Source organism: Neptunomonas sp. ABH4_499 (assembly GCF_056160565.1).
Genome location: NZ_JBSWXK010000024.1, coordinates 16,973 through 42,728 on the forward strand (window position 1 = coordinate 16,973; position 25,756 = coordinate 42,728).

The 25,756-nt window shown below is 51.4% G+C and carries 26 protein-coding genes; 14 read left to right on the forward strand and 12 right to left on the reverse strand.

Annotated features, from left to right (window positions below; genetic code table 11):
* Positions 1-16: 16 nt before the first annotated feature.
* Positions 17-2,290, reverse strand: a complete 2,274-nt coding sequence (locus tag ACXAF9_RS17115) for an ABC transporter permease subunit (RefSeq protein WP_475076346.1) — start codon at positions 2,288-2,290, stop codon at positions 17-19.
* A 144-nt stretch (positions 2,291-2,434) separates the two neighbouring features.
* Positions 2,435-3,406, reverse strand: a complete 972-nt coding sequence (locus ACXAF9_RS17120) for a PstS family phosphate ABC transporter substrate-binding protein (RefSeq protein WP_475076348.1) — start codon at positions 3,404-3,406, stop codon at positions 2,435-2,437.
* 193 nt (positions 3,407-3,599) lie between these two features.
* Between ACXAF9_RS17120 and ACXAF9_RS17125 the strand changes: the two genes are divergently transcribed.
* Entirely contained in the window at positions 3,600-4,016 is a 417-nt protein-coding gene (locus ACXAF9_RS17125; RefSeq protein ID WP_475076351.1) for an acyl-CoA thioesterase, read from the forward strand.
* An 11-nt stretch (positions 4,017-4,027) separates the two neighbouring features.
* Here the strand turns inward: ACXAF9_RS17125 and ACXAF9_RS17130 are convergent, their stop codons facing one another.
* The 6 genes from ACXAF9_RS17130 to ACXAF9_RS17155 all read right to left on the reverse strand — a co-directional run bounded on the left by ACXAF9_RS17130 (position 4,028) and on the right by ACXAF9_RS17155 (position 8,032).
* Positions 4,028-4,483 carry a c-type cytochrome gene (locus tag ACXAF9_RS17130; RefSeq protein WP_475076353.1) on the reverse strand — a complete coding sequence of 152 codons (456 nt, stop codon included), beginning with the start codon at positions 4,481-4,483 and terminating at the stop codon, positions 4,028-4,030.
* A gap of 62 nt (positions 4,484-4,545) precedes the next feature.
* Positions 4,546-5,091 (reverse strand): methylamine dehydrogenase light chain, encoded by a 546-nt coding sequence (locus tag ACXAF9_RS17135; protein ID WP_475076355.1) that lies wholly within the window; start codon positions 5,089-5,091, stop codon positions 4,546-4,548.
* A 15-nt stretch (positions 5,092-5,106) separates the two neighbouring features.
* Positions 5,107-5,697 (reverse strand): methylamine dehydrogenase accessory protein MauD, encoded by a 591-nt coding sequence (gene mauD / locus ACXAF9_RS17140; RefSeq protein WP_475076357.1) that lies wholly within the window; start codon positions 5,695-5,697, stop codon positions 5,107-5,109.
* A gap of 9 nt (positions 5,698-5,706) precedes the next feature.
* A complete protein-coding gene (locus ACXAF9_RS17145; RefSeq protein WP_475076359.1) occupies positions 5,707-6,246 on the reverse strand; it encodes a MauE/DoxX family redox-associated membrane protein in 540 nt (179 codons plus the stop codon).
* Positions 6,243-7,403, reverse strand: coding sequence for an amine dehydrogenase large subunit (locus ACXAF9_RS17150; RefSeq protein ID WP_475076361.1), 1,161 nt, complete (start codon positions 7,401-7,403; stop codon positions 6,243-6,245). The genes ACXAF9_RS17145 and ACXAF9_RS17150 overlap by 4 nt, the downstream gene beginning before the upstream one ends.
* A gap of 278 nt (positions 7,404-7,681) precedes the next feature.
* On the reverse strand, positions 7,682-8,032 hold the full coding sequence (locus ACXAF9_RS17155; RefSeq protein ID WP_475076363.1) for a RidA family protein: 351 nt from the start codon (positions 8,030-8,032) through the stop codon (positions 7,682-7,684).
* A 186-nt stretch (positions 8,033-8,218) separates the two neighbouring features.
* On the opposite strand from ACXAF9_RS17155, the gene ACXAF9_RS17160 reads away from it, so the two are divergent.
* The 3 genes from ACXAF9_RS17160 (at position 8,219) to ACXAF9_RS17170 (ending at position 10,677) form a co-directional block, all read left to right on the forward strand.
* The gene (locus ACXAF9_RS17160) at positions 8,219-9,121 is read left to right on the forward strand and encodes a hypothetical protein (RefSeq protein ID WP_475076365.1); all 903 of its coding nucleotides are present in this window, start codon (positions 8,219-8,221) and stop codon (positions 9,119-9,121) included.
* Positions 9,122-9,679 (forward strand): hypothetical protein, encoded by a 558-nt coding sequence (locus ACXAF9_RS17165; RefSeq protein ID WP_475076368.1) that lies wholly within the window; start codon positions 9,122-9,124, stop codon positions 9,677-9,679.
* A 125-nt stretch (positions 9,680-9,804) separates the two neighbouring features.
* Positions 9,805-10,677, forward strand: coding sequence for a hypothetical protein (locus tag ACXAF9_RS17170; protein ID WP_475076370.1), 873 nt, complete (start codon positions 9,805-9,807; stop codon positions 10,675-10,677).
* 382 nt (positions 10,678-11,059) lie between these two features.
* Here the strand turns inward: ACXAF9_RS17170 and uvrD are convergent, their stop codons facing one another.
* The 3 genes from uvrD to ACXAF9_RS17185 all read right to left on the reverse strand — a co-directional run bounded on the left by uvrD (position 11,060) and on the right by ACXAF9_RS17185 (position 14,668).
* On the reverse strand, positions 11,060-13,267 hold the full coding sequence (gene uvrD / locus ACXAF9_RS17175) for a DNA helicase II (RefSeq protein ID WP_475076373.1): 2,208 nt from the start codon (positions 13,265-13,267) through the stop codon (positions 11,060-11,062).
* A gap of 123 nt (positions 13,268-13,390) precedes the next feature.
* On the reverse strand, positions 13,391-14,371 hold the full coding sequence (locus tag ACXAF9_RS17180; protein WP_475076375.1) for a homoserine kinase: 981 nt from the start codon (positions 14,369-14,371) through the stop codon (positions 13,391-13,393).
* 15 nt (positions 14,372-14,386) lie between these two features.
* Positions 14,387-14,668: a DUF2782 domain-containing protein gene (locus ACXAF9_RS17185; RefSeq protein ID WP_475076376.1), complete on the reverse strand. Its 282-nt coding sequence runs from the start codon at positions 14,666-14,668 to the stop codon at positions 14,387-14,389.
* A 146-nt stretch (positions 14,669-14,814) separates the two neighbouring features.
* On the opposite strand from ACXAF9_RS17185, the gene polA reads away from it, so the two are divergent.
* Entirely contained in the window at positions 14,815-17,565 is a 2,751-nt protein-coding gene (gene polA / locus ACXAF9_RS17190; RefSeq protein WP_475076377.1) for a DNA polymerase I, read from the forward strand.
* A gap of 194 nt (positions 17,566-17,759) precedes the next feature.
* On the opposite strand, the gene yihA is transcribed toward polA, so the two are convergent.
* Positions 17,760-18,416, reverse strand: a complete 657-nt coding sequence (gene yihA / locus ACXAF9_RS17195) for a ribosome biogenesis GTP-binding protein YihA/YsxC (RefSeq protein WP_475076380.1) — start codon at positions 18,414-18,416, stop codon at positions 17,760-17,762.
* 229 nt (positions 18,417-18,645) lie between these two features.
* Here yihA and ACXAF9_RS17200 point away from each other — a divergent pair, with 229 nt between their 5' ends.
* The 9 genes from ACXAF9_RS17200 (at position 18,646) to tatC (ending at position 25,589) form a co-directional block, all read left to right on the forward strand.
* Entirely contained in the window at positions 18,646-19,248 is a 603-nt protein-coding gene (locus ACXAF9_RS17200; RefSeq protein WP_475076383.1) for a c-type cytochrome, read from the forward strand.
* A gap of 130 nt (positions 19,249-19,378) precedes the next feature.
* Positions 19,379-20,008, forward strand: a complete 630-nt coding sequence (locus ACXAF9_RS17205; RefSeq protein ID WP_475076386.1) for a thiol:disulfide interchange protein DsbA/DsbL — start codon at positions 19,379-19,381, stop codon at positions 20,006-20,008.
* Between the two features lie 127 nt (positions 20,009-20,135).
* Positions 20,136-21,701, forward strand: a complete 1,566-nt coding sequence (locus ACXAF9_RS17210) for a GGDEF domain-containing protein (RefSeq protein WP_475076389.1) — start codon at positions 20,136-20,138, stop codon at positions 21,699-21,701.
* Between the two features lie 70 nt (positions 21,702-21,771).
* Entirely contained in the window at positions 21,772-23,400 is a 1,629-nt protein-coding gene (gene ubiB, locus ACXAF9_RS17215) for a ubiquinone biosynthesis regulatory protein kinase UbiB (RefSeq protein WP_475076391.1), read from the forward strand.
* 19 nt (positions 23,401-23,419) lie between these two features.
* Entirely contained in the window at positions 23,420-23,818 is a 399-nt protein-coding gene (gene hisI, locus ACXAF9_RS17220; RefSeq protein ID WP_475076394.1) for a phosphoribosyl-AMP cyclohydrolase, read from the forward strand.
* Positions 23,819-23,826: 8 nt separating this feature from the next.
* Positions 23,827-24,159, forward strand: coding sequence for a phosphoribosyl-ATP diphosphatase (locus ACXAF9_RS17225; protein ID WP_475076396.1), 333 nt, complete (start codon positions 23,827-23,829; stop codon positions 24,157-24,159).
* A gap of 55 nt (positions 24,160-24,214) precedes the next feature.
* Positions 24,215-24,445: a twin-arginine translocase TatA/TatE family subunit gene (tatA, locus tag ACXAF9_RS17230; RefSeq protein WP_475076398.1), complete on the forward strand. Its 231-nt coding sequence runs from the start codon at positions 24,215-24,217 to the stop codon at positions 24,443-24,445.
* Between the two features lie 14 nt (positions 24,446-24,459).
* Positions 24,460-24,813: a Sec-independent protein translocase protein TatB gene (gene tatB / locus ACXAF9_RS17235; RefSeq protein WP_475076400.1), complete on the forward strand. Its 354-nt coding sequence runs from the start codon at positions 24,460-24,462 to the stop codon at positions 24,811-24,813.
* Complete coding sequence (tatC, locus tag ACXAF9_RS17240) at positions 24,810-25,589, forward strand: twin-arginine translocase subunit TatC (protein ID WP_475076402.1); 780 nt, start codon at positions 24,810-24,812, stop codon at positions 25,587-25,589. Before tatB ends, tatC begins: the two co-directional genes overlap by 4 nt.
* Positions 25,590-25,756 lie beyond the last annotated feature (167 nt).

Here is a 25,756-nt window from a genome sequence, read left to right on the forward strand (position 1 = left end):
CTTCCTCAGGACCCGATTAAAGCGAGCCGTATTTCTTACGCAAACGCTGACGAACCACTTCGGCCAACGTGTTGACGACAAAGGTAAACAGGAACAGCACAAACGCCGCCAAGAACAGAATACGGAAATGGGTACTGCCCACTTCGGACTCTGGCATCTCAACCGCAATGTTGGCTGCCAAGGTACGCATACCTTCAAAGATATTGATGTCCATAATCGGCGTGTTACCGGTGGCCATCAGTACGATCATGGTTTCACCTACCGCACGACCCATACCGATCATCAGCGCCGAGAAGATACCTGGGCTTGCTGTTGGCAGGATAACGCGTGTCAGGGTTTGCCAAGGCGTCGCACCCAGTGCGAGTGAACCGTAGCTTAGGTGTTTTGGCACCGCAAAGATCGCATCTTCGGTGATCGAGAAGATGGTTGGGATGACTGCAAAGCCCATCGCGATACCGACTACCAAGGCGTTACGCTGGTCAAATGGGATACCCGCTTCGTTGGTTAACCAAGTGCGCATATCACCACCGAAGAACACCCCTTCAACCGACGGCGCAATCGACAGGGCCACCATGGTTGAGATGATGATCACAGGCACCAAGAGTGCTGCATCCCATCCTTCTGGAATCAGGAAGCGAATCTTGTTGGGTACTTGTGCCCAGGTAAAGCCAAACACCACGATCGCGATCGGCACGATCATTAAGGTGACGAAGATACCGGCGAGGTGGATCTCCATAAACGGTGCTAACCAAAGGCCCGCCAAGAAACCAAGAATAACGGTTGGCAGTGCTTCCATCAGTTCGATAAACGGTTTCACCTTACGACGCATCGCAGGCACCATGAAGTAAGCGGTGTAGATCGCACCACAGATCGCCAATGGCGTACCGAGCAACATGGCATAGAATGCGGCTTTCAGCGTACCGAAGGCCAATGGCATCAAGCTGTATTTTGGCTCAAAGTCGTTGTTGGCAGCAGACGATTGCCAGATGTACGCAGGCTCCTCATAGCCTTCGTACCACACCTCGCTCCACAGCGCGGACCAAGAGATGTCTGGGTGTTCGTTTTCGATCTGCCAAAAGCGGATTTGACCGTCTTTTTCGATCAGCATCGCGTTTGAGCGCGGCGCGTACGCCAGTGTGTGAATCGTGCCAGATGCGACTTGTTCGGTCAGCGCGGTACGCTCGGCGGTGGTGTTGATCAGGGACAACTCACCATCAGCGTTCATGACTGCAAAGCCTTTACGACGCTGTTCGATGGTCAGGTCCGTCACAGCCGAACTGCCGACATTGAATTCACGAATCTTAGTCAGGTGCCAGTCGTTGTTGCCATCACGCACCAAGAACCACTGAGACACTTTACCTTTGTCATCACCGATCAGCAGTGAGTTGCCACCCAATAATAGTTGGAATGTAGTGATGTTGGCTTTGGTCGCTTCAACAATTTCGCTGGTTTCAGGGCCATCTTCGGCTTTTAAGTCGACTACGACAACCTTGTGCTTGCCGGCCAGCATCAACCAACGATCATCCGGGAATAACTGAATGTCTTGCGCTTTGATGCTGAACGTTGGCAGTGCTTGAGTCTCGGTCTCTACCTCAACTTCACCGGTGATCATGTTCTCATCAAGTGACACCAGTACTTGGTTAAGACCGTTCTCGTCACCGCCGACCATGTTCCAACTGTCGCCAGAGAAGGTGATCGACAATTGAGTTAATGGACGATCCGAGATCTGTACCGGCTCTTCACCCAATGGGTACTCGATGCTTGGCGTGATCACACGCACGCCATCCGGGTAGGTCGAGCGATACTCGTGCTTGATCACAACCGCCGCACCGTTATCCAGACCCAACGCAAATAAGCGATTTGGTTCAGAGATAACCGCGGTGCTGGTGACTTTCGCACCTTCTGGCACGGGCAGATCAACCGTATCGATCTGCTGACCGTTTAGGGTGCTAAAGAAGATCGCTTGGTTTTGATCGGTGACACGAAGGCCGATCTCGGCTTGTTCTTCCATCGCCAGATACAGGGTCTGGCCTTGGCCTGGTAGGGCGTAGGCTTCTACTTCCTGACCGTTCTGTTGCCACGGCGCCATATGGGCGGAGCGGAACAGAGGCGCTACTTCATAAAGAAGGTAAAAGAAGATCAGCAAGATCGCGATGATCACGCTGATACCACCGAATGCGATACCTACACCGGCCAGTTTGTCTTTTAACGCGCGTGATTTACGGCGTCTTTTGAGCGCCGGCGTATCGAAACTGATCGAAGGAGGCGTATTGGTGTTTTCGTTGCTCATGAGGAGGACCAAAGGTTCGACAATTTTAAGTGTGCGCAAGAATACGTCAGTTTTGTGACGCTAATGTTACAGAGGTGTCATAACGACAAAAGGGAGTGTCTTTCGACACTCCCTAGCGCTGTCCTTAGCGAGGTTGAGTGAGTCTTACAGACCCAGATCAGCCATTTGTTTTTCAACTACTTTAGCAGGCAGTGGGATGTAGCCGTCTTTAACAACTACTTCTTGACCTACTTTAGCCATAACCATTTTCAGGAACTCAGCATCCATTGGTGCCAGAGGTTGGCCTGGTTTCTTGTTCACGTATACCCACAAGAAACGAGACAGTGGGTAAGTACCGTTTACAGCGTTCTCTGGAGTCGCTTCTACGAAAGCGTCGCCTTCTTTCTTAGCCAGTGGCAGTGCACGAACAGAAGAGGTTTTGTAACCGATACCTGAGTAACCCAGACCGTTCAAAGAAGTAGAAACAGACTGAACAACCGATGCAGAACCAGGTTGTTCGTTTACGTTGTTACGGTAGTCACCTTTACACAGTGCTTTCTTTTTGAAGTAACCGTATGTACCTGATACTGAGTTACGACCGAACAGTTGGATCGTTTTGTCAGCCAGTGAACCTTCAACGCCTGCTTGACCCCAAGTAGTGATGTCTTCAGCAGCGCCACACTTACGAGTAGAAGAGAAGATTGCATCAACTTGTGGGATAGACAGACCTTTGATTGGGTTGTCTTTGTGTGCGAATACCGCCAGAGCGTCGATCGCAACCGCTACGGCTGTTGGCTTGTAGCCGTATTTTTTCTCGAACGCTTCGATCTCTTTGTCTTTCATTTTACGAGACATAGGACCGAAGTTAGACGTGCCTTCTGTCAGAGCTGGAGGCGCAGTAGAAGACCCAGCTGCTTGGATCTGAACGTTAACGTTCGGGTACATACGCTTGAACTCTTCAGCCCACAGCGTCATCAGGTTTGCCAAAGTGTCAGAACCAACGCTAGACATGTTACCAGATACACCAGATGCTTTAGTGTAAGTTGGTAGGTTAGGGTCCAGCAGATCAGCAGCGGATGCAGTGAAAGACACGGCTGTCATAGCAACAGCGGCGAACAACTTCTTCATTGGTTTCATTACTAGCTCCAGAGAGACGAGTTAAACGTTTTGTAATTAATTTCGATGTGCGCACTATAAGTAGGCTTTGTGACAAGAATGTGACAGGGTGTAAAAAAGCGAAATCAATTCGGCGATGCCCTTATCGCGATGGGGAGCTGTGCTTTATACTATGGGCTAATGTGTTAACCCTTTAACAAAAACAAGAACGGATATGGATACTCAGAACGATACGGATCTGGACAACTTGGATGACGAGCTCACCCCAACCGGTGAGATGACGCTGAAACTGCCAGCCAACCACGCGGCAACGAACATGTTTGGTGATGTGTACGGTGGCTGGGTATCGGCGCAAGCGGTTTTAGCAGCTGAGATGCGTGCGGCTCAGGAAACGGCAGGTCGCGTTGCGACGGTATCGATCGGTACATTGGACTTTATGTCGCCTGTTTTGGTCGGCACGATTCTGAGCTTTTATACCGATATTCTTGAGATGGGCCGAAGCTCAGTGAAACTGCGCGTCGAAGTGTGGGGACGCTGTCCTGATGGTCGCGCGCTTCGTAAAGTGACCGAGACCGAATGCGTCATGGTTGCCATCGACGAAGACGGTCGAATCCGCCGAGCACAAGGGTAATCAGGCAAGGCTTACGGCCAAGGGTAGGGCGCGACCGCGCGTCCATCCGCGGTGAGCTTCTCAACCACGGTTCGGCGGTAATCCACCACATCTTTGAGTGGCTTGGCCCGAAGCGTCTGAACCTCGTGTTCGGTGAAGGGCTGATACCCTGAGTCCTTCGATTCGCCGCCCCACTCATGCATCAAGTAGTTCATCACATCGGCGATCTCTTGGTCGTTCAAACCGGAACCGACCACGCCAGGTACATGCATTAAGTACAAGCGACCCTCTGGCAAGTAGCTAAACGCGCCGACAAAGCCGTTAAAATCAGGAATGCCCCCTTTTTCACTGCCGCTGCCATCAGGGCCGTGGCAGCCCACGCATTTAAGAATGAAATTGTTTTTAGGGCTTAGCGATTGCGCGTGTGCACTTGGAAAACCTATCCCTATCAGAAACGCTAAGCTCAGGGTAAAAACCACTTGGCGCATCGTTTTATCCTTACCAGACCATCTGGGAGAAGACCGCGAAGGCGGACCTTCGCGGGGTTGCGTTACTCGGCGATACCGACCAGTACCGCCACCGTGCAGTGATACCCTTGAGAGGTATTGGCCATGCACCAGTTGATGTCGTTGTGAAGACCCATCTGATAACCCGGTCGCTCGCGCTCGCTGGTTAAACAGGCGTTGCCATTACACATCGCTTTACCGCAACAGTCGTTGTAAGAGACCAGATAATCCTTATCGTCATTCGGGTTATGACAGGTGCCCACCCAAGAGACTTTCGAGGCTTCCGATCCCGGTGGGCAGCTGGTCAGTGTGCCGCCACAGTCATTACACAAAGCGCCATCCAACGCGCAGTAACGCCAATAATCGCAGCTGGTCGGGTCATTGGGGTCGGCCGCGTCAGCGGTTTCATTGGCAAAAGCCTGTCCAAAATTGCGGTCAAAGGGCAGCACAGGCAGAAGACCGCCTCCGGCGACGGCGACACCCGCTTTGGTCAGGAAACTGCGGCGTCCATTTTTGTGGGCCACGGTACGGGTCATGCGTTCGGTGCGGTTATCGATGGCACCCATCAAAGATTCCAGTAATCGTTTCATCCGTTAACTCCTTCCTTATGAGTGTGCTTCATCCAAGTAGCCCTGAATGGAGGGCACATTCATCTCATGGGCATTGAACAGGCTTTCCAGCTGCTCGCGGCTATTGACTAAGCCTTTTGAGCGGATGGTGCCTTGATCATCCAGTAACACCGCAAATGGCAAGCGCGAGACACGGTAAGCGATGCCAAGCTCTGGTGAGAGTAGATAAGGGAAGTCGGTCAACCCTGTGTACTCGATAAAGCGTTGGTGCTTATCCGCCTCGCCATCACTGGCCAACACAACGTCCAGCCACGCCTCTTCGCTGTCACGCACGGAGCGCAAAATAGGAATCAGCTTTTTACAGACAGGGCAGGTTGGGGATAAGAAAAACACCAAGGTAGATCGGCGTTGCCCTTGGCCCAGTTGCACCGCATCGCCTGTGAGGCTTGGCAGTGAGAAGGTCGGGGATTGATCACCGACTTTGGGGCCGGAATCATTCACGAGTGCTCCCATCGGTGCGATGCGCTCGTACAGAACGCCAATTTGTCGAGCCAGGATGAAGAAACCTGTGCCCAGCACGATGACCGCAATCATCAAGAAAGCCACAGCAAAGTACAAAGCAGTCATAGTCAGTCCTTATAAACGGGGAGATTGAAGATCCATCACATTGGCGTTGATCTGCTCAATCAGTGCATACATCGCAAACATGAACAGACCCGCCAACAGGGGCAGTAAGGTGTCACTGGCGCTCATCGCCTGAGGCAGCCCAGCTAAGGGCAAAAGGGCGATCACCATCAACACGGCATTGCGCACCAGTAAGCGTGGGCTTAGATACTGAGGCACACCGCCACAGCCACACTCGATTTGAGAACGACCACGTTTTAGGTTGATGCCCATTGAGATGGCGTACAGGGTTAATAAACCGACCGCGAGCACGACGCCGATCATGCGCGTCGCCTCAAATAAGAGGGTCAGCACCGTTAGGCATTCGAGCACCACAATCGCCATGGCCGCTGGGCGCACCCATCTGTCTGGCAGTAGCTGGTAGTCGGCAACGTAACCTTGGAACTCCAAAAAGTCGAAGCCTTTAAACAGCGCCGCTTTGAGGAACAGCAGCACGGTAAACACCAAGGCGGTCAGTGCAAAGTAGCCGATCACATCGGCGATCATGCTCATTTGGCCACCAATAAAGAGGTCGTCCAGCCCGCTTTACCGTCGGAAGCCGCTTTGGTGAGGCTAAAGTCTTTGGTGGACGAAACGGTGTACTCATCGACGGATTCCTCATCCTCATTGGATCCGTACACCTTAGGTGTTTTGTCCTGAGTCACGGTGATGGCGACTAAGTGCTCTGCTGGCGAGCGGCTCAGTAACTTGCGTTTCTTAAGACTGTAGGCCCAGATCTCCTCGGAGCCATCTTTGTGGCTACCTTCGTAGGCATCGCTGTGCATGATCATATAAACCAGATCATTCGGGGCGTTGTACGCGGTGACCATGTAGCCACCTGGCACCCAGTTGCCTTCCTCTTTGGATGCGACCGGAATCGTCTCTAGAAAGCGCATGGTTGGGCCGCTGTCATCGGCGATCACCAAATCCCCGTTGAAACCTACCAATAGCAATTTGCCATCTTTTAATCGCTGGCTATGGACGTACAAAGGCGAGTTTTCGCTGTCGAACAGCGGGTCGGATGTTTCGACCGAGTATTGGTCGCCATTGACGGTAAAGGTCTTAAATTGCCCGGTACCGCACCAGGTGGAAAAGCGATAACCGCGGGTGGACGGGATAATGCCGTAGCAACCAGGGGTTGGGATGATCCCTTGAACCACGCCGATTTTCTGATTGGCAATGGTGACAGAGGTCGCAGGTGTGGCGTTTTGAATATAAATTAAGGATTCATCCGCGCTCTTTTCTAACAACTGAGACATGCCGATCGCTTTGGCCGCTTGGTTGGGAATCACAATCTCGGTTTCAGGCGTTAGCGTATTCACATCAAAGATCTGCAACACACTCTCAACGGGGCCGTAGCTGTAGCGTTTCATGTAGTCAGAGAACGCATACACCTTGGAGGCGTCCTTCGAGAGCAAAATCTGAGAGGTGAGGCCCAGCGACAACAGGCCTTTGTAGGTTAATCCATCTTGACCGTAGACATGGATTTTACTGGCGGCGTCCCATCCGGCCTCATTTACAAAGACATTAGGGCCTTTGGGGATCGCTTCTTCAACGGTAAAGACTTCGGGTTTAAACGACTCGTCAGCGACGGCGGTGAGTGACCATTGAGTAAGACCTAAAAAGGCAGCACCGACTGCACATTGGGTCATCCGTTTCAGTGTTGTCATGCATTAACTCTCCTACGTTAATCCGACTTACGGCCTCGCAGGATGTGTGCCACCAACACTGTGTTGGTATACAACAGCTGTTTACATCAAACAGATCTATCAAAAAAAGTCATTATGACAAGGTGGAATAAAAACTAACCTTTTGGTCAAAACACATCCAAAGTAGGACGTCTTTATGGGTGAGGAGCGTTGACGCGTTTTAGGGCAGCGATTAAAAAAGATGCCTCAAAATGAGGAGGGGAGGTCGATCACGCGGTTATCATGATCGACCCAAAGGCTTACTTCTCGGCCGCAATCACAGAGACTTCGACCAGAAGCTCTGGGCGAGCCATACGTGCTTCTACGCACGCACGTGCAGGGGCGTGACCTTCTGGCACCCATGCATCCCATACCGCATTCATCGCCGCAAAATCTTTCATGTCGCGGATGTAAACGGTGGCGGATAAGATGTGCTCTTTATCGGAGCCGGCTTGTTCTAGCAGCGCTTCCACTTTATCCAGCATGGTTTGCGTTTGTTCAGCGATGCCTGCATTTGCATCAGCTGCCACTTGGCCACACAGGTAAATGGTGCCGTTATGTTTAACGATGCGGCTCATGCGCTGACCGATCTCTTGACGTTCGATAGTCATATTTACTCCAAAGAATCAGTTTTTAAACGAATAGCACCAGTATATCGAAAAAGGGCTAGAAGAATTTTTGGAATTTTATCGCTTGGCAACAATCTTATCTTTTCGGATCTGTTTGCCGGGCCTTCGCTTCTCGCGTATGGTGGCCGCACGTGGAATGACTCCCTGCACTTATATAAGGATGTAATCATGGATTTGAATACCCTTCTTAATCGGCCAACGTTAGGTCAACAAACCCTACAGGCTCGTTTAAACGCCTCTGTCGATACTCAAAAGTTGTTTGCCGCCATTGATGCAGACCCTGCGCTGGTGGGTGCAGGTGTTGTGTATGTGGATGCGCATTTGAACATCGTAACGCTGCGCGAATTTCAGCCTGTGTGCCGAATCAAACCGATTAAAGTCGTGATCCGCGAGCCGTTTGAGCCGGTCAGCGACCAGCAGTTTATCGCCGCTGCACAAACCCCACGTGAGTCCAAAATGCTGATGGAAAGCGTATCCACCGGCTTGGCTTGCGCGGGCATGGTGTTCAGTATTGTGGCGATCATTACCTCGGCTGCGGCTGTACCCGTCACCGGTGGCGGTAGCTCTGCAATGACGTATGTGGCGTACGGCGCCGCCGTGGCCACCGGTGCACAGTGTTTGAACGGTGCGGTGCGTGTCACTTTGGAAGCGCAATCGCCTGCAACCTTGGATGCGTTGGACTCGGAAGAGTGGTACACCAACACCATGACCGCGTTGGATGTTATCTCGCTGGCGGGTGTAGCGGTGTCTGGGTATCAGATGATCAAGTACGTTAAGGTACTGAACTCTGAGGGGCAGTCGGTGCGTACAGTACTGCAAGGGCTGAACCGCCACGAGCGTCGTCGTTTGACCGAAGAGATCATTCGTCAAAACCGTCCGGGCATCTCGAACCGAATGCGAAAAATGCTGCAACGCCAAGGCGTTTACCCGACCCGCTACGCCGCGGATCGACTACAACGCACCACCATCAGCCAAATTACCGACTCCTTTGCCGCCTTATTGGCCTTTACCGGCAGTGCGGGCAGCGGTGTGGTACGTCAGTTGGCCGTTAACGTATACGAAGAGTTTTAAGTGAAACCGTCCAACCAAGCTCAGCCCCGCCAAGATCACGACGCTCCATTGCAGGGTAAGGTCAGTTTATTGCGGCTGGTTTTTCCCCCGAACACCGTTACGGTGGTGTTTGCGCATATCTTGTTGATCGGTGCGGGTGTGTCTTGGTTGGCGGGTGTGTTCTTCTTGCAGCCGAACGGCATCACGGTCGATCAGGTCAAGGTGTTGATGATCGGCGCTGTGTTACAGATCGCGCTCTTAAGCTTTTTCTTTGTGAAAATGCTGCGTTTTTCGAAGCGGTTTCGATACCTATCTGCGTATGCAGCGGGGTTTTATGCGCTGCTGCACGCTGGCCTTGGGGTTAAGGCGTTGTTGTCAGGTGCTTCGGGTGAGGTATGGTATCTCATCTGGGCTTTGGTCGCGGCACTCAGTGGATGGCTCTTTTACTCCAGCCGTGTGGATCAGTTACTTAAAAGCAACGCGATCCGCTATAAGCTATTGCACGGTCGAGACCCTTACGAGGAACTTGCGGACCTAAAAGCTAGAAAGGCGATGAAGAAACAAAAAAAAGGGCGTTAGCCCTTTTTTGTTATAGAGCCCATGTAATCCATTAAAAAGAGTGTTTAACGCAACGCACTGTCGCACCGACTTTTTCATCGGATTTATCAGATGGTATCAGCGCAACACCCACTGGAGCCCCACTTGTGATCGCCATTATTGCTGGCTTTTTGGCCGTTGTTAGCCAATCCATCTTCTATCTGTTTGTTCGGCGTGCACAAGTGCATCTTCTGATCCCAGGACTGACGGTTAATGTTCAGATGCATTGGCAGCTTGGCTGGATTGCATGGCCGGTGGCGATCATCTACTGGCCGGACACCATGACCTTGCAAACTCATTTGTTTGCGTTGGGGGTCTCGGTGTTTTACTGGGTCGCGCAGGTGAGTTTCTTCTCGGCGCTCAATCGCGCTTCCTCCTCACAAGTTGCGCCTTTGTTGGCGCTCAAGTTGATGGTGGTTGGCGTGGGCAGTGCGATTTTCCTAAGTACCGACCTATCTGTTACACAGTGGCAAGCCGTTGCGTTGGCGACGGCCTCGGCGATCTTCCTATCCATCGGCGCGGACCGACCGCCGTTGCGAGCCACTTTACTGGCGCTGACGACGGTGTTGTTTTTCTCCGTCTCGGACATCAGTCTAGGCGCTTTCATCGGTCATGTGGGTATCGAGAGCGATCTGGATCGAATCATCTTTGTCCTGAGCTACTGCTACGGGTTGAACAGCTTGTTTACACTGCCCTTCCGACCATGGCGATTGGCGCGTGCCGCTGTTAAAGCGTGCATTACACCTGCGTTTTTGTGTTTGATTGCGATGGTGTTTTTGTTCACAGCCTTTGTTCTGGGTGGGGTTGTATTGGGGAATCTGATGCTGGCGACGCGCGGTTTGGTAGTGGTGTTTATTGGGCTTGCGCTTAAGCCGTTTTTGGAGGCGGGGGTTGAGCCTTCGGTGAGTTGGCAAGTCTGGATGCGGCGGATTATTTCAGCGATTGGGATGTTGATTTCGGTGGAGTGGTTTTTATCCTAACTGTATTAGGTTAAGACCTTTGCTTCGCCAAAGGCCTTAACAATCCAAAGGCGACCCGTTGCTCGGTCGGCGTTGCCGACGCCCTTGCGTTTCTCGCTTTTGAAAGGACGTTTGAGAACTCGGCCTTTGGCCTCAGACAATCAAACGTCTGATCTTTCAAAATCTGCGATACTCGGCTTCGCAAAATGGGAGTTACTTTACCTTTCTGCTCAACTGAGCATTGCAGGTGATTGGGATCAGCGGTGCTTTTGTTTGAGGCCGAAGGCCGAGTTGTAAACGCCGCCCCAAGCACTGAAACGCGCAAGGGATCTTACGCAGTAAGATTGAGCAGAGGTTTGCAGAGGGTTAAGGGAGAGGGTAATCCCTCTCCCTTAGAAACAAATTACATGGGCTCTAACTTAGCAAACCCAAGCACCAACCACTTTGTCCCTTCATCATCGAAGTTCACTTGAACTCGTGCCTTAGGCCCATCTCCCTCACAATTCAACACGATCCCTTCACCAAAGATTGGGTGTTTCACCCGTTGGCCAAGGAAAATCTTCGGTGTGGAGTCATCTATCTGCACTCTGTTAAACATGCTGTTGTTTGATGGTGGACGACCACTGGTCAGTGGGCGGCTAACGGTCGCGTTTAATCGGACCTCTTCCACCAGATCTGTTGGGATCTCTTGGATAAAGCGCGAAGGGCGGTTGTAGTTGTCTTGGCCGTGCATGCGGCGGGATTCCGCATAGGTCAGATACAGTTTTTTCATCGCGCGGGTGATGCCCACGTAGCAAAGGCGGCGTTCCTCCTCCATGCGGCCGGGTTCTTCGGCTGACATGCTGTGCGGGAAGAGGCCTTCTTCCATACCGGCCATAAAGACCAACGGGAACTCCAAGCCTTTGGCGGAGTGAAGGGTCATTAGCTGTACGCTATCCTGGAAGTCATCCGCCTGAGCGTCGCCAGCATCCAGTGCAGCTTGATCCAAAAAGGCCGACAGCAGGGTGGTATCCGCCGCTTCATCTTCGGGGGTGGCTTCCCACTGCATGCTGAACTGTTTAGCCGCGTTGACCAGCTCTTCCAAGTTCTCGATGCGGGATTGGCCTTTTTCGCCTTTCTCTTTTTCGTGATGCTCAATCAGACCACTGACCTTAATAACGTGATCCGTGGTTTCGTGCAGGTCGGTGTCTTCGGTAGCGGTATCAAGTTGATTGATCAGATCCAAGAAGGTCTGCAGTGCATTGAGCGCACGCGCTGGGAGTTTTTTATACTCAACCACTTCGTTGGCCGCGCGCCACATCGAGACGTTTTCGTTTTTGGCGTGTTCACGCACCACATCAATCGTACGTGTACCGATGCCGCGGGTCGGGACGTTGATGACCCGCTCCATCGCGGTGTCGTCTTCTCGGTTCGAGACCAGACGTAAGTAAGCCAGTGCGTTTTTGATCTCGAGTCGATCATAGAACCGATGACCGCCATAGATTCGGTAAGGCACGCCAGAGCGGATCAGGGCTTCCTCCAGCACCCGCGATTGGGCGTTGGATCGATACAAAATGGCGGATTCAGAGCGTAGATTGCCATCATCGATCCATTTTTGGATCTGCCCAACAATAAAGCGCGCTTCATCTTGTTCGTTAAAGGCGGAATACAGCGAGATCTTCTCGCCATCCATGCCTTCGGTCCAAAGCTGCTTGCCTAAACGGCCTTGGTTGTTGGCGATCACCGCGTTGGCGGCCTGCAAAATCGTGTGGGTAGAGCGGTAGTTTTGCTCTAAACGGATTGTATCGGCCCCCGGGAAATGCTCTGGCAGGTTTTGAATGTTCTCGATGCGCGCACCACGCCAGCCATAGATCGACTGATCATCATCACCCACGGCCATCAGTTTACGCTCGTGGCCGGTGAGTAAGCGCAGCCATGCGTATTGGATCGAGTTGGTGTCCTGAAACTCATCGACCAGAATGTAGCGAAAACGCTCTTGGTAATGCGCCAAGAGCTGCGGGTTGTGATCGCGCAGCAGTTCCAGACAGCGCAGCAGTAACTCGCCAAAGTCGATCATCCCGCCACGGTCACAGGCCTCTTCGTAGGCTTCGTACATGCCGATCATGGTTTGATCAAACACATCGTGGGTGCGTTCAAGGTGACGGCTACGCAAGCCTTCGTCTTTTTGACCGTTGATGTACCACTGAAATTGACGAGGTGGCCAGCGGTTCTCATCCAGATTCATCTCTTTGCAGAGACGTTTGATCAAGCGCAGTTGATCATCGCTGTCCATGATTTGGAAGTTTTCGGCCAAGCCCGCTTCACGCCAGTGGGCGCGTAAGATGCGGTGTGCCAGCCCGTGAAAGGTACCCACCCACATACCGCCGGGGTTTACGCCCAACAGCTCTTCGATACGGGCGCGCATCTCCCGAGCGGCTTTATTGGTAAAGGTCACCGCCATGATGGAGTAGGGGGAGATCCCCTCGGTTTGTACCAGCCAAGCGATGCGATGCACCAAAACTCGGGTTTTACCGGAGCCTGCGCCCGCCAGTACCAAGAGGTTTTGCACAGGCGCGGTCACCGCGTTGCGTTGTGCATCGTTCAAGCCATCAATGATTGCAGTTACGTCCATCGGGAGTGTCTTTTGTCTGTGGGTTGATCGCAAAAAGCCAGCAGGGTCAGTGCTGGCTTTTTAGGATACACGAACTGGCGATATACGGCTAAGAAAACCTGTATAAAACACCAGGTGTGTGGGTTAATTTGGCAGTGCTGTGGGCGAGGCGATGCGTGCTAAAAGCACCTGCTTTAGCTCATCCGGGTCTTTAATGACTTGCTCGCTGCCACCTTGGCGATGCGCTTGCTCAAGACCACACGCCGGAATCAGACGCGATAGCCAAAAACGCATGGCCGCCGTACGTGCCAGTTGTGGCCACGCTTTGTACTCATCCTCGGTGAACGGGCGATGGCCAGCGTAAGCGTTCATTAAGGCTGCTTCGCGGACCGGATCTATGCGGCCATCGGGCTCGGTACACCAATCGTTGGCCACAATTGCCAAGTCAAACAGGTGGAACGCGGTTGCAGCGTTGTACACATCCAAAATGGCACTGACTTCGGTGCCGTTAAACAGAGCATTGTCATGGAACAGATCGCCATGCACTACGCCCATTGGCAAGCCCCACGGTTGCTCACGCAGCTCATCGAACAGGCGAACCTCCTCTTGAAGCAGCTCGCTGTCCTCTTTGGAGAGGTGACGGGCGATGTTCTGACTCTCGCGTCGCCACCAAAACACGCCGCGATGAGATTGGCGGCGTAGGTAAAAGTTTTCACCGACCATGTGAAACTTGGCTAAGTGCGCACCAATGGATGCGCAATGCGCCGCGGTCAGCTCACTTTTTTCAACGTGATGGCCAGCAAATTTCGGCTGTAAAAATGTAGGACGGTTGTGCACTTTTTTAAGCGCGATGCCGTTTCTATCTTTAAACGGCGCTGGCACAGGGATACCGCGCTCGGCCAACCAGGTGGTGAGTTCTACGAAGAAAGGCATATCTTCCATCGTAAACTCTTCAAATAAGGTCAAAACGTATTCGGACGTTGTTCCCGCGTTGTCCAACGTGACAAAGTAGTTGGTGTTCTCGACACCGCCATCAATCCCTTTAAAGTTGATGTACTTACCCAGGTCGAATTGCTCCAGCAAGCGGTCGATATCGTTTGGGGAGAGTTGCGTATATACAGCCACAAATAAACCCTCAGCTTACCAGCGGAAAATAACCCATTTTGGCAGCACCAAAGATGAGGTATCCAATTGCTTCATTGAGCCATCTTTCTGAGGCACTAAGTAGTAAGTTTTGCCGACGGCCGGCACAACCTTGATCTCTTTGAGTTGGCCGTTGACTCGGTATTCGTAATAAGTGGAGTCATCCTTGTAGGTGATGCGAATATCAGGCTCGCCGTTGTCCGGTGCACCAGGTAAATCGTTGGCAAAGGTCAGTGACGAAACGCACAGCGCCATCAACAGCATCAAAGTTTTGATCATTATCCAGTCTCTTTTTTGATCAATCGAGTTTCATTCGGCGTCCCCGTTGGGATCGGACTCGTTTAACGGGCACGAATTGACTATGATTGTGAGCCTGTAACGAAGGCGTGTAAAGCGCCCTAGGCAACATAACCGATGGATTTCGAATGTCACAGCAAACCTCACCTTTGATTCTTGTCGATGGCTCTTCTTATTTATACCGAGCGTTTTTCGCTTCCCAGCAAGCTAACTTGCGAACCAGCAGTGGTCAGCCAAGTGGTGCTGTGCGGGTTGTGACCTCGATGTTAAGAAGCCTGATCAATCAATATCCACAAAGCCGTATTGCCGTGGTGTTTGATGCCAAAGGTAAAACGTTTCGTGACGAAATCTTCGCCGACTACAAGTCGCATCGCCCGCCGATGCCTGACGATCTTCGCGCCCAAGTTGAGCCGATCCACGCCATTATCAAAGCGATGGGCCTGCCTTTATTGGTGGAAGATGGGGTTGAAGCCGATGACGTTATTGGAACATTGGCGCGTTTAGCGACCGAGCTAGGGTGCGACACTCTGATTTCCACAGGCGACAAAGACATGGCGCAGTTGGTGAATCAACACATCACCTTGATCAACACCATGACGAATACCGTGATGGATGTGGATGGCGTTAAAGAAAAATACGGAATCCCACCAGAGCTGATCATCGACTTTCTGGCGTTGATGGGGGATAAGGTGGATAACATCCCAGGCGTTCCGGGGGTCGGTGAGAAAACCGCCTTAGCGCTTCTTCAAGGGATTGGCAGCATCGAAACTCTGTATCAAAATTTGGATAAGATTGCGGATCTCTCCTTCCGCGGTTCCAAGTCGATGGCGAAAAAGCTCGAAGAGAACAAAGACGCCGCCGAGCTTTCCTATCTACTGGCCACCATCAAAACCGATGTGCCTTTGGATGTCACACTGGATGACATCAAACAGCCGAACCCTGATAAAGACGCACTCCTGACCCTCTTTAAAGAGTATGAGTTTAAAACCTGGGTGCGTGAGCTTGAAGAGGGCGGTGCTGAGTCACAGGCTTTGGCCAGTGATGATGATACCGCGCCACAAGCGCCATCAGAGCTCAACTACGAAGTCGTAACGGAGGCCGCGCGCTTTGATGAGTGGCTGGAACGACTGGCCAAGGCTGAGCTGTTTGCCTTTGATACCGAAACCGATTCCCTCGATTACATGGAGGCGAATTTGATCGGTGTCTCCTTTGCCATTGAGGCTGGTGAGGCGGCGTACGTGCCGGTTGCACACGATTATGTCGGTGCGCCGGATCAACTGGATCGTAACGAGGTGTTAGCCAAGTTAAAGCCTTTGCTGGAAGATGAGTCGATCAAAAAAGTCGGCCAACACATTAAGTACGATATGAACGTGCTGGCTCGTTACGACATCACGTTGCAGGGCGTTGCATTCGATACGATGCTCGAATCCTACGTCCTGAACTCCACCGCCACGCGTCATGATATGGACAGCTTGGCGGATAAGTACCTTGGGGTTAAAACCGTCTCCTTTGAAGAGATCGCCGGTAAAGGCAAAAAGCAGCTGACCTTTAACCAGATCGACCTTGAGCAAGCCGGCCCCTATGCGGCTGAAGATGCGGACATTACGCTGCGCTTGCACCAAACCCTGCGCCCGAAATTAGAGAGCGCTGGGGCATTAAGCCAGGTTTTTGATGATATCGAGCGTCCGTTGATCCCCGTGTTGTCGCGTATGGAGCGAATCGGTGCTTTAGTGGATGCCACCGTGCTTGGGAAACAAAGCAAAGAGATCGAGCAGCGCTTAGGTGAGCTTGAAAAAGCCGCCTATGAAGAAGCAGGCGAGGAGTTCAACTTAGCGTCCACCAAACAATTGCAGCAGATCTTATTCGAAAAGCTGGGATTGCCGGTGAAAAAGAAGACGCCAAAAGGCGTTCCTTCGACCGCTGAAGAGGTGCTTCAAGAGTTGGCCTTGGATTACCCTTTACCGAGCATTTTGTTAGAGCACCGAAGCCTCAGTAAATTGAAGTCGACCTACACCGATAAGCTGCCTTTGATGATCAATCCGCGCACCGGGCGTATTCACACCTCTTACCATCAGGCGGTGACAGCCACAGGGCGTTTATCATCGACGGATCCTAACTTACAAAACATCCCGATCCGTACCCAAGAAGGGCGACGCATTCGTCAGGCCTTTGTTGCGCCAAAGGGTTATAAAATTGTCGCGGCCGATTACTCGCAGATTGAGCTTCGCATCATGGCGCACCTGTCGGGTGATGAAGGCTTATTGAATGCGTTTTCACACGGCGAGGATATCCACAAGGCGACCGCATCAGAGGTGTTCAAAACACCGTTGGACGAGGTCAACGCAGATCAGCGCCGCAGCGCAAAAGCGATCAACTTTGGTTTGATCTACGGTATGTCGGCGTTTGGTTTGGCTAAGCAGTTGGGCATTGGCCGAAAAGAAGCGCAAGAGTACATCGATCACTATTTTGCGACCTACCCGGGTGTGCAGGACTACATGGACGCCATCCGTGAAAAGGCAAAAGGGGATGGGTACGTTGAGACGGTCTTTGGGCGTCGTTTGTATCTGCCGGCCATCAACGCCAGCAATGCGATTGCCCGTCAAGCCGCGGAGCGCACAGCGATCAACTCGCCTATGCAGGGGACGGCCGCCGACATCATCAAACAGGCCATGGTCAAAGTGGATCTTTGGTTAGCGCAAGGCGAGTTTGATGCCCGCATGTTTATGCAGGTTCACGATGAATTGGTCTTTGAAGTGAAAGAGGATCAAGTTGATGCGTTCATTCCGGCACTGTTAGAGCAGATGCAAACGGCCGCACAGTTAGATGTGCCGTTAATTGTCGAAGCCGGCGTGGGAGAAAGCTGGGATCAAGCGCATTAATGTCTCTTTTAAGAGACTTTAATTATCTATGCTGGTTAAAAATTCAACATTTTTGGAAACCAAACCGAAAATGGTAGGTCTGTTTAAGAAGCAAGGCTCTGAGTTCCCCATCGTTTGATGTCGAGCCCTTGCTGCAGAGGACGCATTGACCCCAGGCGGCATCCTTCCCCTTCTGGATGTGCCTGGGGTCTATTTTATGGGGCGACGGTTATCTCTTCTTCGAACTCATCTTCCGGCTCGGCCAGCATCCACATATCTAAACGTTGACTGAGAATCTCGACGCCACTGCGCTTTAAAGACGAGAACGGCTGTACACTCACCAGATCCCCTAAACGCTCTTTGAGTGCCTTTTTAATCTGAAGCACCGTTGACTGCGCTGGGCCTTTTTTGAGCTTATCCGACTTGGTTAGGATCACGTGCAGCGGTACGCCTGTAGCTTCACACCACTGAACCATCATCTCGTCAAACTCTTTCATCGGATGGCGGATATCCATCACCAGCACGACACCGCGCAAACACTGACGTTTTTGCAGGTACTGATCCAAGTGCTTTTGCCAGTGCTCTTTCATCGACACAGGGACTTTGGCGTAGCCGTAGCCGGGTAGATCCACCAAACGGCAATCCTCTGTGCTGAGTGAAAAGAAGTTGATCAGCTGCGTACGACCGGGGGTTTTGGAGGTACGGGCCAGTTTGGTGTTATTGGTCAGCGCATTAATAGCACTGGATTTACCTGCGTTGGAACGACCGGCAAATGCGACTTCCGCACCCGTGTCTTCAGGGCATTGGCTCAGTTTGCTAGCGCTGATGAGGAACCGTGCAGAGTTATAGTGAATTTTATTGATCTCGGACATACTTACCTAATTAAACCCCCTATTTGTGGGGACTTATGTCATTCCAGAGTGTGTGGTTATTACGGTAAAATTTGGTCAAATATTACCCTTGAACGCCCTGAACCACCAGTGGTGATGCCTTGGGACCAATAATAAAGCGTGTAATAACACCGTCGTATCTGCCAAGCGCATCATAAAAGTTTATGTGGCGAGGTAGGTGATCAACACATGATAAGAGTCTGGGTTACATATGAACAAACTATTGATCAGCGTAATGTTAACCTTGGGTGTCAGCGGGCTGGCTCATGCGGCTGGTGATGCTACGGCAGGTCAGGGGAAAACCGCTGTGTGTGCGGCCTGCCACAACGCCGATGGTAACAGTGCGGTTGGCACCTTTCCTAAGCTGGCCGGCCAAAACGAGACGTATCTGTTTAAACAGATGAAAGAGATCAAAGCGGGCGCGCGCCCAATCGTCGAGATGACGGGCCTATTAGATAACCTGACCGATCAAGATATGGCCGACATCGCGGCCTACTTTGCAGGTCAAAAGGTGCAAGGTGGTCAAGCCAGTCAAGATCAGTTGGAGCTCGGTCAGCAGATCTACCGAGCGGGCCTTGCGGATAAAGGTGTTCCGGCCTGTACTGCGTGCCATATGCCAAGTGGCCAAGGGATGTCTGCGGCGGGGTATCCGGCGCTCAGCGGTCAGCACGAAACCTACACTCAATCACAGTTGACCAAGTTCCGCGCCGGAGAGCGCAGTAACGATCCGCAAGGGATGATGCGCGATATCGCGGCCAAGCTAAGCGATACCGAAATGAAAGCGGTCGCAAACTTTATCCAAGGCCTGTATTGATCCTGACAGCCCTTTAAAAAGCAGCTTCGGCTGCTTTTTTTACGCCGATAGGAATGATTCGTAATGACGGAACGAAACGGAGTTGCTAAGGTCTCACGTTGACACTTTTCTGAGAATGGAGATCACCATCATGTTGAAGTCCCTTGCGACCGCAACTATGGCCGTTGGGCTGATGTTTTCAACAGTACAGGCGGCAGAGCCTTACCAGGCAGGTAAAGATTACGTCGAGCTGACTCAGCCGGTAAAAACCGCTGATCCGAACAAGGTCGAAGTCGTCGAGATGTTTGGTTACCCTTGCCCGCACTGTAATAGCTTTGAACCGATGCTAAAAGCATGGGAAAAGCAAAAAGGTGAAGAGATCGATTTCGAACGTATTCCGGTGGTCTTCGGCCGTAGCTGGGAAGGCCCAGCGCGCTCTTACTACACAGCTGAACTGATGGGTAAGGTCGACGAAACACACCAAGCGATGTTCGATGCCATTCATGTAGAGCGTAAGCGTTTTCGTGGTGCTGAAGACTTTGCCGATTTTTATGAGTCTTTAGGGGTCGATCGCGATCAGTTCCTAAAAACCTACAACTCGTTTGCGGTTAACATGAAGCTGAATCAAGGTGATTCCAAGCTTCGTAGCTATCAGGTGGATGGCGTACCAACCTTGATCGTTAACGGTAAATATCGCGTTACGGCGGGTATGGCCGGTAGCCAAGCTGACATGCTCAAAGTGGTTGATTACTTGATCAACAAAGAAGAAGGTGATCAGTAACCCCTGATTCCTCCTTTTAAGAAAGCTGCCTATGTGCGGCTTTTTTTGTTTTTAGATCCGATTCAATGAAACCTCAAAATGGCCGCTATACTAATGATGACCTAACGCATCATCGGAGAGCCAAGGCGTGGCAAAAGATCAAACCGACTGGAAACAAAAATACAAAGAAGCCGCCAGAGAGTTAGAACGCTTAGAGGGCGACCGCTCTGACGAGTACCTGCGTTTAGCGCTCTCGCAAATGACGTTGGGCTTACAAGGTCAGTCGGAGGCGCTCGATGATGCGCTTCAACAAACCCGCAAAGAGATGCAATCGTCCACTGGCTTAAGCAAAGCGTCGGTAGGCCTTCTTGAGAAAGAGATTCGTTCGATTGACCAAGCCAACCACGAAGCCAGTGATGCGCTGCTCAAAACGGTTCAGGAGTGGGCGCTGACGTTAAAGCGCGTGTGCAAAGGGGATCAACAAGCGGCGCTGATCTTGTTGGAACGTGAAGCCGAAGCGGCCACCGAAAGCTTATACGCGCTGCCGGATTGGGTATCGCGCATGGTGGCCTTCCAAAAAGGGCTGAACCTAAGCCCGTTACCTGCGAATCTGTTTGATGGAGGGGATGAGAGCCCAGCCGAGGCAACCAAACCGGCTGCGGCCTCTGAGCCGCCAGTCAGCTGGGAAGGTGTCATCAGTGAATTACAACAGCTGGTTGAGGCGCTGGAGCTGAATAACGGTGAGGCGACAAAACTGGCGTCGTTGCAAAATTCGATCAAGCAGATCGACTCTATGGATCAACTGATCAGTGTGCTGGTTGATCTTATTGCGCAAGTACAGGCAGCGTCGATCGCGGCTCACAAAGACTTTGAACAATATCTGGTTAATCTCAACACCCAGTTGAGTGCCGTGCAATCCTATCTGACTGATAATCAAAAAGACGATGTATTGCTCATCGAAGCGCACAAAGCGTTGGATGAACAGGTCCGTACTGAAGTACAGAGCATCCACAGCGCAGTCAGTACATCGAATGACCTAACGGACCTTAAATCCACCGTCTCCACCCAGCTCAACACCATCGTTTCGGCAATGGACGAGTTTCGTAAAAATGAAGAAGCTCGGGAGCAACGCTCTCAACAACGTCACGATGAGTTGATGCAACAGATGCGCGCCATGGAGGAGGAATCCCGACGGGTGAAAGCGCACATGGAAGCGGAGCGCTTAAAAGCCCGTACCGATGCGTTAACAGGCCTCCCTAACCGTGCCGCTTATGATGATCACCTTAATAAAGAGTTTCAACGCTGGGTTCGTTATCAGCAAAGCTTCTCGGTGGCGGTGGGTGATTTGGATTTATTTAAGTCCATCAATGACAACTACGGCCACTTGGCAGGCGACAAAGTACTGCGTCTGGTGGCGCGCGTATTGTCTAAAAACTTACGTACCAGCGATTTCATTGCGCGTTTTGGGGGCGAGGAGTTTGTGATTCTGTTGCCTTCGACGGAGGCTGAAACGGCGGTAACCGTGATTGATAAACTTCGAAGCCGCATCAGCGAGAGTCCTTTCAACTTCCATGGCAAACCGGTCAAGATCACCATGTCCTTTGGTGTGGCTGAGACGCAAGAAAACGATAACGTAGAGCAACTCTTTGAACGGGCCGATAAAGCTTTGTATCAGGCGAAAAACAATGGTCGAGATCAGGTTTGTCGGGCTTGATGCTTTACCTTAACGCATGATCGGTGCACACTTGTCTCCGCTTTAGTTTACTCCACAAGGACAAACCGCGGTGCGTCGTCTCTCCCGAAGTCTGAAAATTGCTTATACCTTTATCCGCTATCGACTGGATACGTTTTTTGATGATTTGCCACTGCCGTGGTACCTACGACTGCTGACCTATCTGATGGTCTGGCGCTACTTTATTAAAGTAGAGCAGCCGCGCGGAGAGCGCTTGCGTCTGGCATTAGAGTCGCTTGGCCCTGTGTTCATTAAGTTTGGTCAGATGCTATCAACCCGGCGAGATCTTCTTCCAGATGACATCGCCAACGAGCTAAAAAAGCTGCAAGACAACGTCCCGCCTTTTGAAGGGCCAAAAGCCAAAGCCCTGATCGAAAAGGCGCTGGGCAGCTCGGTTGAGTCCGTATTCTCCTCGTTTGAAATTACCCCGTTAGCCTCTGCATCCGTTGCGCAGGTGCACGGCGCTGTCCTTAAAGATGGTCAGCAAGTGGTCGTGAAGGTGATCCGCCCGGGCATCAATAAAACGATCGAAAAAGACGTGGCGCTTTTGTTTACGCTGGCGCATTTGATCCAAAAAGTGTGGCACGAAGGGCGTCGTTTACGCCCGGTCGAGGTGGTTAAAGAGTACAAACAAACCTTATTGGATGAGCTGGATCTTCGTAAAGAGGCCGCAAACGGCTCGCAACTGCGTCGTAACTTCGAACAGTCAGAACTCCTCTATGTACCAGAGATCTTTTGGGATTACACCCGTCAGAACATTCTGGTGATGGAGCGCATCCATGGCATCCCGGTTGCGAACATTGATGAGCTGATCGAGCAAGGCACCGACCTGAAATGCTTGGCCGAGCGAGGTGTAGAGATCTTCTTCTCGCAAGTCTTTAGAGACAGCTTCTTCCATGCAGATATGCATCCCGGCAACATCTTCGTCTCACGAGAAACCCCGAATAACCCCAAATACATCGCGGTGGATTTTGGCATCATCGGGTCACTCACATCCGAAGATCAAAACTACTTGGCGCGTAATTTCTTAGCTTTCTTTACCCGCGATTATCGCCAAGTGGCGCAGTTGCACATTGATTCGGGTTGGGTGCCGCCGGATACCAACGTCACGGCGTTTGAAACTGCCATCCGGAGTGTCTGTGAGCCGATCTTTAACAAGCCGTTAAAAGACATCTCCTTTGGTCAGGTGCTGCTCGGTCTATTCCAAACGGCTCGTCGCTTTAATATGGAGGTTCAGCCGCAGCTGGTACTGCTCCAGAAAACCCTGCTCAACATTGAAGGTTTGGGACGACAGCTGTACCCAGAGTTGGATCTATGGAAAACCGGTAAGCCTTTCCTTGAGCGCTGGATGAAAGATCGGGTCGGGCCAAAAGCGGCGTATCACTCGGTTAAACAGCAGATCCCAGATTGGTTGGATAAAATGCCGCAGGTGCCTCAGCTGGTCTTTGACACCTTAACGCACGTTAAAAACCAGCAAGCGCTTCGCGATACCGAGTGGCAAGCGCACCAAGAACAGTTGGCTAAACATGCCCGAATCCGTCGACGTAAAACAGCGGCTGCCGTGCTGCTTGTGATGGTTGCGGTGGGCTTTGGGCATCCGGAGCTGAAAGAGTGGCTGGAAGAGATCTCTCTGATAGGCTGGGGCGTGATCGCCTTCTCCGCGTGGCTTTGGTGGCATTAAACAGATGAAAGAGAACACAATGACTGAACAAACCTATGCGTGGCTAGAGCAGGTTAAGTGGGACGATCAAGGTTTGATCCCCGCGATTGCTCAGGACGTTAAAACAGGCAAGATCTTAATGGTGGCCTGGATGAACCGAGAAGCGCTTAAATTGACCGCAATAGAGAATCGTGCAATCTATTGGTCACGTTCGCGCGGTAAACTGTGGCGTAAGGGCGAAGAGTCAGGTCACGTACAAATGCTTCACGAGTTGCGTTTGGACTGTGATGCTGATGTTATCCTAATGAAAGTGGAACAGCTTGGCGGTATTGCTTGCCATACTGGTCGTGAAAGCTGTTTTTACAGAGTGTATAAAGAAGGCGAGTGGGTTCCGGTCGATCCGGTACTGAAAGACCCCTCCGACATTTATAAGAAGTAAGGTTCAACATGTCCGATATTTTGCAAAAACTCGGTGAGGTGCTGGAAACGCGTAAAAGCGCGGAAGCCGATAGCTCCTATGTTGCGAGTCTGCACGCAAAAGGCTTAAACAAGATCCTCGAAAAGCTGGGTGAAGAGTGCACCGAGACCATCATTGCCGCAAAAGACGCGGAGCACAGTGGCGATCATAAGGATGTCATTTACGAAACAGCTGACTTATGGTTCCATTCATTGGTAATGTTGTCTCATCTTGATGAATCGCCGCAAGCGGTTCTGGATGAGTTAGCACGCCGCTTTGGTTTGTCCGGGATTGAAGAAAAGGCATCCCGCAGCAAAGATTAAACATTTCAAATACAGGTGATCGCATTTCAGGGACGACACCTATCAGGAGTAAAGCATGGGTATTGGTGGTATCAGCATTTGGCAACTGGTTATCGTACTGGGCATCATCGTTCTGCTGTTCGGAACAAAGAAACTGCGCAACTTAGGCGGTGACGTGGGCGGTGCGATCAAAGGCTTTAAGAAAGCGATGAACGAAGAGCCAGAAGTGGATAAAAAGATCGAAAACAAAGACGCTGACTTCGATACAGCACAAGCAAAGACAGAAAAAACGACTGAAACTAAATAACGACCGGTGTCATTATGTTTGATATCGGCTTTACAGAGCTTCTGTTAATCGCGGTTGTCGCTTTGGTGGTGCTTGGTCCTGATAAACTGCCCACCGCGGTGAGAACCGTCGGTCTTTGGGTCGGACGAGCTAAGCGAACCATTGGCGGCATCCAGCGTGAAATCTCCGAAGAATTGCGAATGGAAGAGTTACGTCGTACCTCGGCCATTGAAAAAGAGCGCTTAGAAAAAGAGCTCAACGAGATGCGCCAGCCGTACTCTTCCAGCGAATCTTCGCTTAAGACTGAATCCCAAGAGAGTGATTCGGCATCCCCCTCCAACGAGGCGATTCGGCCAACGCCAGAGAGTAAGGATAATCCTGCGGCATGAGCCAACACATACATCAAGACGAGCCGGAAGAACAAACGCTCGTTTCCCATCTAGTAGAACTGCGTCAGCGCCTAATTTGGGCGCTAGTGATCGTTTTTGCGGTCTTTCTCGGCTTGTTCTACTTTGCAAATGACCTTTACCAGGCGTTATCGGAGCCGCTGACCTCTCTGTTACCAGAGGGGACCAGCATGATCGCAACGGATGTAACCTCGCCATTCTTTGCGCCTTTTAAGCTTACCTTGGTCGCTTCTATCTTCTTGGCGATGCCGTTTATCTTGCATCAGGCTTGGTCATTTATTGCGCCAGGCTTATATAAGCATGAGAAGCGCTTAGCGATCCCTCTGTTAGTGTCGAGTATCTTCCTCTTCTATTGTGGTATCGCCTTTGCCTACTTTGTGGTCTTTCCACTTATCTTTAGCTTCTTTACAAGCGTAGGGCCTGAGAACGTAGCGGTAATGACGGACATCAGCAGTTACCTGAACTTTGTGCTGAAGCTGTTTTTCGCGTTTGGGATTGTGTTTGAGATTCCAATCGCCACACTGCTGTTAATCTGGAGTGGCGCCACCACGGCAAAAGACCTTGCGGCTAAACGTGCTTACGTTCTGGTCGGGTGCTTTGTGATCGGAATGCTGCTGACCCCGCCGGATGTGATCTCTCAAAGCCTTCTGGCCATCCCAATGTGGCTATTGTTTGAGTTAGGCATTCTTCTCTCGAAGATCTTTGTCCGTAAAGAAGACCTCGATGAAGCGGATGAGGAAGAAGCGGTCCAATCCTAACGTCCAATCCATACTTATATAGCTAAGTTAACGCCCTCCTAAAGAGGGCGTTTTTCGTTTTCGTAAATAATTTACAAAATATGAAAGAAAGGTGTTGACGCCAGATCTTAAATCAGTAGAATTTGCGCTCCCAACCAACGAGGGGTTCAAACCAAAGCGGTTTCACA